General features: G+C 57.4%; 7 protein-coding genes. 3 read left to right on the top strand and 4 right to left on the bottom strand.

Annotated features, from left to right (window positions below):
• The coding region (locus ABYV26_RS14170; RefSeq protein ID WP_372682006.1) for an AbrB/MazE/SpoVT family DNA-binding domain-containing protein at positions 1–260 on the top strand (260 nt) is incomplete at its 5' end.
• Between the two features lie 76 nt (positions 261–336).
• On the opposite strand, the gene gcvT is transcribed toward ABYV26_RS14170, so the two are convergent.
• From gcvT to ABYV26_RS14150, 4 genes are all read right to left on the bottom strand, one after another.
• Positions 337–2991, bottom strand: coding sequence for a glycine cleavage system aminomethyltransferase GcvT (gcvT, locus tag ABYV26_RS14165; RefSeq protein ID WP_372682005.1), 2655 nt, complete (start codon positions 2989–2991; stop codon positions 337–339).
• Positions 2992–3229: 238 nt separating this feature from the next.
• A complete protein-coding gene (gene epmA, locus ABYV26_RS14160) occupies positions 3230–4150 on the bottom strand; it encodes an EF-P lysine aminoacylase EpmA (RefSeq protein ID WP_372682004.1) in 921 nt (306 codons plus the stop codon).
• Positions 4151–4523: 373 nt separating this feature from the next.
• Positions 4524–5846, bottom strand: coding sequence for a histone deacetylase (locus ABYV26_RS14155; protein WP_372682003.1), 1323 nt, complete (start codon positions 5844–5846; stop codon positions 4524–4526).
• 14 nt (positions 5847–5860) lie between these two features.
• Complete coding sequence (locus tag ABYV26_RS14150) at positions 5861–7555, bottom strand: hydantoinase/oxoprolinase family protein (protein WP_372682002.1); 1695 nt, start codon at positions 7553–7555, stop codon at positions 5861–5863.
• A gap of 224 nt (positions 7556–7779) precedes the next feature.
• Between ABYV26_RS14150 and ABYV26_RS14145 the strand changes: the two genes are divergently transcribed.
• On the top strand, positions 7780–8910 hold the full coding sequence (locus tag ABYV26_RS14145) for a M20 family metallopeptidase (protein ID WP_372682001.1): 1131 nt from the start codon (positions 7780–7782) through the stop codon (positions 8908–8910).
• Between the two features lie 145 nt (positions 8911–9055).
• Positions 9056–9389: ATP phosphoribosyltransferase regulatory subunit (locus ABYV26_RS14140; RefSeq protein ID WP_372682000.1), on the top strand; the 334-nt coding region annotated here is incomplete at its 3' end.

Raw genomic sequence — 9389 nt, 5'->3', positions numbered from 1 at the left:
TGAAAGAGTTTAAATTCAATACCGCCGCACAATTTAAAGCGCATTATCTCGATGCGTTGATGAAAGCCGGAAAAGCACCGGAAATCAAGTCCGGACGTAATAAATCAAAAACAAACACGGCTAAAGAAGTTCTGGTGAGCAAACGCGGCAGTGTCGTCATTCCAAAATCGATGATTGATGAAATGGGTTTTGCACAAGGCAACAAGTTTATCGTTCGCAAAACAAAATCAGGAATCTCCTTGAAGGCGATCGGGAAATAGTTTCAGGGCTTTTCGCTGATGTGGAAGAGAAAAAAGCAGGCCGAGCAAGGCCTGCTTTATCTTTTTGGGCAGGGAGTTATATCAGCTTCTCCATCAGCATTTTTATCGGTTCTTCAAACGCATCACCGTCAAAACAGTACCTGATGTCCAGATACTGTGCTCGCAACCGGGACACCGCTTCCTTCGCCTGAATATCATCCATGACCACATCCCGAATCAGTTGAGCAAGTTGTTGAAAGGCCTGCGGGTCCATACCGAAGCGGGTCATTTCCGACACCCCCATGCGCAGCATGCCGGAAGCGGAAAAGCTCTCGTCTTCGGGTCCCGCCTGATAGTTGCAGATGATGTTGTTGGCTTCAAGGCGTCGGGCGATCTGCGGGCCCCTGGCATACCCGACATCCACAAGCACCTGGTGGGTTTCCGTGTAGTCCACGGATGGGTCACCGGCCACATGCAGTCCGCAATCGGAAAGTGCCCGTGCGAATGCCTTTGCATTGGATAGGACATCAGACTGGTAGGCGTCCCTGAAGTGGTTCATTTCATAGGCGGCCAGCAGCAGTCCCACCAGGGTCCCCAGGTGGTGGTTGGACACCGATCCGGGAAACGTTCGTCGCTCGATGGCCTCCCAGAGGGCATAACGCTCATCGGACGCTTCGTAGCGACTGGCCACCACACCCCGCTGCGTGCCAAAAAAAGTCTTGTGGGTCGAACCGGTGACCAGGTCAGCGCCCTCTTTAAACGGATCCTGGAAGTGCGGTCCAACCAGTCCCAGCACGTGGGCCATGTCATACATCACCACCGCATCGATGCTCTGCTGGTCCAAAAAGGCTCTGACTTGCGCGACCGGCTCCTTGCTGATGACCATGCTCTTGCCGAAGATAATCAACTCGGGCCGATGCTGGTCGATCAGTTTCAGCGTCGCCGGCACGTCGATGCGAAAAGGATTGTCCGCCAGGACCGGGAAGTTGACCACCGCCGGCCGTTCCGTGGAAGGATCCCGGGCCACGAAATCTCTGAGGGCGCCCATGGGTTGCGCGCTGAGATGGCCGCCCTTGCCAATGTGGTTGTTCATCACCCTGCGCATCCGCCTGGGTTCGAGCTTGCGGTCGGCCCGGTTGATATAGTCCAGCATGGCGCTGTATACGGCGGTGTTGGCCATCTGACCGCTGATCACACGGGTCTCCACCTCGGCACACCCGAAATAACGCTTCATTTCCTTGACCAGCAGTGCTTCCACCTCATCGATGAAATCGCAGCCCTGGTAATAGAACACCTCGGCATCGTAGTAGGCTTTCAGCTTGCGGTGCTCGGCGTAACGGAAGGACGGATCCGTGATGGAAAGCATGCGCACCAAAGGAGATGCGGTCATTTCCGAAGGAATCAGATTGATGCACGCCTGCTGCCGCCAGTGGTGGTTGGCCGTGGCCTTCTTCACAAGGCGCAGGGCATCGGCCTGGGTGGTATCCGACGCAACGACTTTACGTGTGCGGCCGTGGTCATACAAAATGGGCCGGGTGTAAGGCGGCGATTCACTGCGCAGGTGATAGGGCACGGCCAAGGCCGCCACTCGTTTCCCGCGAATTTCAACCGACAGCGGCACTTCGTCGAGGACATCGCTGTCCAGATAAGCCAGGCAAATGGAACGCCGCTGGTTCGCATCACTGGGGTCGGCATAAACGCTCTGCCCGTCAAATTCCCAATACGGCACCATGGTGCCGCTGGTAACGGCCCCCACGAGTCTTTCACCGTCAAAAACCTTGGCTCCCTGGCGGGCGATGCCTCGCCCGGCCAATACCAGCGGCCGGATCATCCTTGGCAGGTCCGCCATGGCAGAGAAATCCCGAAAGAGAATTTTGCGGAAGGCCTCATGCTGGCGCGCTAAAGACCGCCGCCCCATAAAATCCCCCTTCAGCGGAGAAAAACTGACGCCGAACTTGGCCAGGGAACAGGCAAAGATGGGTATTTCATTTCCATCGGCATCCGCACCCAGTTCATGACCGTAAAGGGGCAGGGCCGCCTCCAGCCGCAGGGTGTCACGGGCGCCCAGGCCAACGGGGGTGGCTCCTTTTTCCATCAGCAGGTCCCAAACGGCAACCGCCGCATGCCGGGGAATGAACAACTCGAACCCCAACGGTTCACCGGTGTACCCGGTGCGGGCCAGCAAAACCGAGGCGCCGGCGATCGTCACCGTGCTCAACGCGTTTCTGGCGGGTTCCGGCAAACGGCCGTTCTCGATGATCGCCGACACCATCGAACGTGATGTCGGCCCCTGCACGGAGACCATGGCCAGATCGTCGCTGCGGTCGATGAGTTCTACCTGATCGTATTTTTTGAGCAGTTCCTGGAAATGCTGCCAGTCCTTGTCACGGTTGCCGGCATTGACAACCAGCAGATATTCATCTTCTCGAAACCGGTAGAGATAGGCATCATCTACCGCCGTGCCGGCTGCGGTGGGGATCAGTGTATACTGGGCGCCCCTGTCGAGCGTATCCAATGCTTCGGCGTTGTTGGTCAGGGCATATTGTAAAAATTCGAGCGCCCCGGACCCGCGAAACGCAAAGCGACCCATGTGGGAGACATCGAAGAGTCCGGCACCCTTGCGGGTGGCCAGGTGTTCAGCCAGAATCCCCCCGCCGTACATGACCGGCATGTCCCAGCCGCCGAACGGCACCATCTGGGCGCCTGATTTGATGTGGCAGTCATATAAAATTGTGCGTTTGAGTTCGCTCATATTTATTCTCCCTCGCGTAATCATTGTCGTCGAATGGAAAGATAATCTGAAAAACACTCCGTGGCAAATAAATGAAACCGCCAATTCCATTCATCTGATCCAATTTGCCTTGTCAAGACGGTTTCGTAAAACGTTTGAGATCAAGGCTTGCAAATCCCGAGGAATGAGGCGTACTGGCCGTACGCCGCACTGACGAGGGATGAAGCGTAACGCAGATATCGAACGTTTTACGGAACCGTCATAGTTCTTCCGGTGTGAACGCAACCACCCCGTCGATCGATGCCGCGCCGGTAAAAAGCATCACCAGCCGGTCGAGCCCCAGCGCATTTCCGGCAGCCGACGGCATGTTTTCCAGATCCTGGAGAAACGGTTCGGCAACGGGATAAACCGTTTTACCGATCTCCCCCCGGGCACGGCTATCGGCATCGAAACGGGTGCGCTGTTCCCGTGGATCGGTAAGTTCGGAAAAGGCGTTGCACAGTTCCATGCCGGCAATATAAAGTTCGAAACGCTCGGCCACCGAGGTGTCGGCAGGTTTAAGCCGGGCCAGAGCGCCGCAGCGGGCCGGGTAATCGTAGAGAAACAGCGGCCGCTCGATTCCAAGCTGCGGTTCGATGTCGAGGCCCATAATCTCGTCGAAGCATCCCCGATCCAGCGCCTGTTGGACCGGCATCCCGCCAAAGCGCTCGAAGGCCTCGGCCACGGTCAAGCGATCCCAGGGCGGTGTCAGGTCAACCGTGCGACCCTGATAGACGAGCCGGTGGCCAATGTCGATTCGGGCGGCCACAAAACCGATCAAGTCCTCACACTGGGTCATCAGGTCAAGATAATCCAGGCCAGCGGCATACCACTCCAGCAGGGTCATTTCCGGCACGTGGCGGCCACCGCGCTCTCCCTTGCGGAAACACCGGCAGATCTGAAAGATCTTCTCATAGCCGGCGGCCAGGAGCCTTTTCATACAAAGCTCGGGCGACGTCTGCAAAAACCAATCTCCCGTTTCCTGGGCGTCTATATGGACCTCCGGTGCCGGTGCCGGGATGCGCACTGGCGTTTCAATTTCCAGAAATCCCGCGGCGATAAAAAAGGCTCGGACGGCATCGATTATACGGGCGCGTCGCTCCAGGGCGGGGCGAATGGCGGCTTGTCGGGAGTAAGACATGGGATCTCGACGATGGAAAAAGGATGACGGCCAAACTACAATAACCAAAACCCAAATGACAAATAAATCACAATACCCAAATTGAACCCTCCCCGCGGCAAGCCGCGGGGAATCTTCACCGTAAGGATAAAAAATCGATTTTCAGTTCGCTCGCTAACCCCGCCGCAAGCGGCGAGGAATGCGCTCGCTATCGCGGTTCAAAATCTTAAACCTCACGGTCTTGAAGAAAAGACATTCCAATTATCAACATAGGATAACTTCAATGGGCAATCATCGGTCGGTTTTTGCCCTTTTTGGGATTTGGACGTTGTAATTTGGAATTTATTTGAGATTTGTAATTTGAGGTTTGTTTATTGGTTTCCGCTCTTCCGGGTTAGGTCGCCTGGCTTTTTTCTGTAATCACATCCCCGGAACGATCCTGGAGGTAAATCTTATCGTAGTGGGCCGTGTCGGCCGAATCGTACCACTGGTATCCCTGTTTGCGGCAACTCTCGCAGGTGTTTCTCGGGATGTGCACCGCCAGGATGTGTTTCATGCCCCGGGCGGCGGAATCGATTTTCAGAGCGCCGCCGCAGCTGTCGCAAACCCGGATGGTCTCCTGCTGGTGCTCATGGATATTGTCGGTATCGTAGTAGATGTCGCGGTCCCGGTTCATGAGTTGGTAATCCCCCCGGAAAATCTCAGCTAAATGCCGCCGCTGGTGCCAGTTCTCCAGCACCTTTTCGCAGGTTTTGTTTACCCAGCGGGAAACCTCCGGAGACTGACGGATCTTCACGGGATCGAAATCGGGCTCTCGGAGGTGGCTGTAATCCATGCCGGCCATGGCCAGAATAATGCCGGCATTCACATAGGGCAGCGCCCCCTCGATGGCATAACCGCCCTCCAGCACGGCGATGTCGGGTTTGAGCAGGGCCGTCAGCTCTGCATACCCCTGGGCCGAAAAATTCATGTTGGTGATGGGGTCCGAGTAGTGGTTGTCCTGCCCGGCAGAATTGACGACAATATCCGGCTGGAATTCCTTCAAAATAGGAAGCACCACCTCCCGAATGGCATGCAGGATCCCCTCCCCGGAAGTGTTGGGCGGCAGCGGAATATTGATGGTACTGCCCACGGCATTGGGCCCGCCCAGTTCGCTCAAAAAACCAGAGCCGGGGTAGAGGGTGCGGCCGTCCTGGTGGATAGAAATGAACAGGGTGTCCGGATCATGCCAGTAGATATCCTGGGTGCCGTCGCCGTGGTGGCAGTCGGTGTCCACGATGGCCACCCGGTTGACCCCGTATGCCTTACGGACATACTCGATCATGATAGCTTCAATGTTCACATTGCAAAACCCTCTGGCACCGTGGACCACCCGGTTGGCATGGTGTCCCGGCGGCCGCACCAGGGCGAACCCGCGCTCCACCTGCTTGTCCATCACCGCCATGGCGATGGTCTTGGCGCCGCCGGCGCTGATGAAATGGGATTCGGTCATCACGGCCCACAGGTCCGGCACGCAAAAGTGGACCCGCTGAACATCCTTTTTGGTAACCAGGTCGGGTTTGTATTCGATGATGCCCTCGATGTCTAACAGGCCCTCCTCGAACACCTGATCCTGGGTGTAGAGCAGCCGTTCTTCACGCTCCGGATGGGTGGGACTGATGGCCCAGTCGAAAGCGGGGAAAAAGACCAGACCGGTTCTGTTTTTGGCGCGCAGCATGGCAGACTCCATTATCAGGTAAAACTGATGTCCATGATCTTTTCCGCAATCGGGTCGTAGCCGTGGATCAGCCCGGGTTTGACCTGGGCCGTAACCCGGATGTTCTTGCCGGTGGTATAAAATCCACGGACCATATTGAACGACATGGCCTCGATGACTTCCAGTTCCAGGTGTTCAGGATTGGCGCCGCGGGCGATGGCCTTGCGGCGAAGCAGGTCCAGGGTCGCGGTGATGGCGTCTTCCTTGGTGTAGGTCGACGGAATCACGGAGGTAAAATTCTCCTCCGGCGCACTGGCGATTTCCCGCTCCGTATCGGCAAAGAAGGTCACTTCGCAGGTGGTGCGGGCCAGACCGGCACCGATGGCATTGGCCACCTTCCAGCGCGGAACCACCGTCACCCGACTCTCGCTCAAGCGTTCCAAACCCTTGGCAAACCAGGGAGCCGGGCCGCCCAGCACCAGAATCTGACGGGGCTGCAGGCGATGGCCCTCCCATAACTCGTGGACCGTGTAAACCGGTTTGGCGTTGATTCGGTCGATCATGGATCCGGCCTCATCCAGAATTGTCCGGCAGGCCTGCTCAAAAATCCGATTGGCTGCATCCTTGACATCGGTTCCCAGGGCTTCGGCCACTGACTGAATCGCCTCCCGGGCTTTTTGCGGATCACCCCCGTCGCCGATGCCCAGCAGAAACATAGCGTCCGTAGGGGTGGGCACCGGCCCGCCGTAAGCCATGGCCATGCCCAGCCGGTCAGGACCGATATGAATCTTTCCGTCAACCACCCGTACCGCGCTGTCGCCGCCAACACCGATGGAAACCGTTTCCAGGGAGCGGATCAGCGTCTTGTGGTCCCCGATGCTGATGCCTATCGGATCCAGCAGCGGTACGCCGTCGACCAGTACCGCCATGTCCGTGGTGGTGCCGCCGATGTCCAGCACCAGGCAGGCTTCATCCTTGGGCGCAAAAGCCACGGAGCCCATGACACTGGCCGCCGGCCCGGACAGGATGGTCTGTGCCGGATGGTCGATGGAGGCTTCGAAGCGCATGTTGCCGCCGTCGGGTTTAAGGATGCGGATGGGCATGCTGAGCCCTTTTCTGGCCAATGAATTGACCACGGCCTCGAAAAAGTCCTTGTGGACGGGGTAGACCGAGGCATTGAGGAAAGTGGTGGCAATGCGGCGAGGAAAGTTGAGCTGTCCCGCGATGCGGTGGCCCAGGAACACCTTTTCGAAGCGCTCGCCGAGAAGAGCACCGATAGCCAATTCGTGGGCTGGATTTCTAACGGAAAATTTGGAAACCACCCCCACATATCGGATACCGTTATTTTTCAGACTGTCGGCCACCTTCAACACCTGGCCTTCATCGATGGGTGTAATCTCGCGTCCCCGGTGATCGATGGCACCGGCTACGGTGTGATAATGCGGGCCGGTTCGAAACAGGTCGGGATCCATTCCCGGACCGGCGGAAACGATCATCCCCACCTCGGGGATGCGGCCCTGCACGATGCGGTTGGTGGTCAAGGTGGTAGACAGCACCGCCCGTCTGATATGCGCCGGATCGATGCCTTCGGTGATCTTTTCCAGGCCCGTCAGCACGGTGGCAAACAGGTCGGACGAATTGGTGGGGACCTTGATCTGCCGCACCAGCCCCTCTTGTCCCAAAAGGACCACATCCGTGTGGGTACCGCCTACATCCAACCCGATGATCATATTGCCATCCTGATTGTTGGTTTTTGGCCTCGATGGAAGAGAAAATTACGGTATCCAAAATCAGCACCCGTGTCAACAATGCGAAGCGGTCGCAAGGCCTTTATTTCGGTGATTTACAAAACGATTGCCATTTGCCGCGGGGGCTGTTAATTCGAGCCATCATCCCAACCCTGAAATAGCCTGCCGGCAGCGTGAAAACCATGGAGAATCGCCTTCGAGCGTATTTGACAACCCATCGACCGCAAATGTTCGCCCTGTTGAAAGAAATGGTCTGCATCAACAGCGGCAGTCATAACAAGATCGGCGTGGATGCGGTAGGCCGCGTGATCGCCGATGCGTTGACCGGATGTGGCCTGGCCGTCACGGTGATCGAAGAGAAAGCTTTCGGCAACCATTTGGTGGTCCGCACCCCATGCCCGTCGACGGATACCCGTGGGGTGCTCTTGGCCGGGCATATGGATACGGTCTTTCCCGCAGACACGGATTTTACCGATTATCGGGAAGACGACACCCGAGCATATGGCCCCGGGGTCATAGATATGAAAGGGGGACTGGTCGTGGGGATTTTTGCCCTCAAAGCACTTTCAGCCGTTGGTTTGTTGCACCATATCCCACTGGTTTTTGTGCTGAACAGCGATGAAGAAATTGGCTCCAAACGCTCCCAGGCATTGATACGCAGGGAAGCAGACAATTGCGCCTGCGCCTTCGTACTGGAAGCCGGTGGACTCGACGGCGAGGTCGTCACCGCGAGAAAGGGAAATCTGTCCGCCAGGCTCACCGTAAAGGGTCGGGCCGGCCACGCCGCCTTTGCCGGGACCGACAAGGCCAGCGCCATCCTGGAAATGGCCCATCAAACCCTGGCCATCGAGGCGCTCAACGACCCGGATCGGGGATTCTCCGCCAATGTGGGAACGGTGACCGGCGGCATCGGACCCAACACCGTGGCCGAGCACGCCGAGGCTCGGCTGGACTTCCGGTTCAGGCGCCCTGAAGATGGTGATGAACTGGAAAACCGCCTATTCCGCATCTCCACCGACACCAGGGTAGCCGGCACCACAGCCACCCTGGATATCATCTCCGGGCGGCCTCCCATGCCCGCCGGTGACACCAACCAACGCCTTTACACCCGCGTCGAAAAAATTGCCGGACGTTTAGGCATCGCCCTCCGTCCGGAATGTCGCCCGGGCGTTTCAGACGCCAACACGATCGCCCAGGCCGGCATCCCGGTGCTCGACGGTATGGGGCCCGTGGGTGGCCGGGACCACAGCCCAGACGAGTACATGTTAAAATCCAGCCTGCCCCAACGCACTCTCCTGCTGGCCTGCGTTCTTGCCGATGTCGCCGGCCAACCATGACGGCAAACCATCTGCGGCAAAATAAGGTTGACTATCCGCGAACGCCTGGGATAAATGTTCAGGTTTACGTGTAAATGTTCGTTGGCAGCCCATAGCGACACCTGACGAAGGGGTTGCAGGCTGCCCGAAAGGTATTGTTTAGCCCATGAGCCAGCCTAACATACAACTGATCAGAGGATTCAAAGACATCCTGCCGGGTGAAACCGAACTGTGGCAGCAAATCGAACGCACCGCCATCGCCCTGTTCGAAGATTTCGGTTATCGGGAAATCCGCATTCCCATCATGGAAAAGACCGAGCTGTTCGCGCGAAGCATCGGTGAAGACACGGATATCGTGGAAAAGGAGATGTACACCTTTGCCGACCGCAAAGGTGATCAGCTGACCCTGCGTCCCGAGGCCACGGCGTCCATCTGCCGGTCATACATCCAACACAAAATGTACGCCCAGGACCCCGTCCGCAAATTCTACACCATCGGCC

Origin of the sequence: Desulfosarcina sp. (genome assembly GCF_041551955.1) — a bacterium.
Classification (GTDB): domain Bacteria; phylum Desulfobacterota; class Desulfobacteria; order Desulfobacterales; family Desulfosarcinaceae; genus Desulfosarcina.
This window is presented reverse-complemented; position numbering and strand designations above follow the sequence as displayed.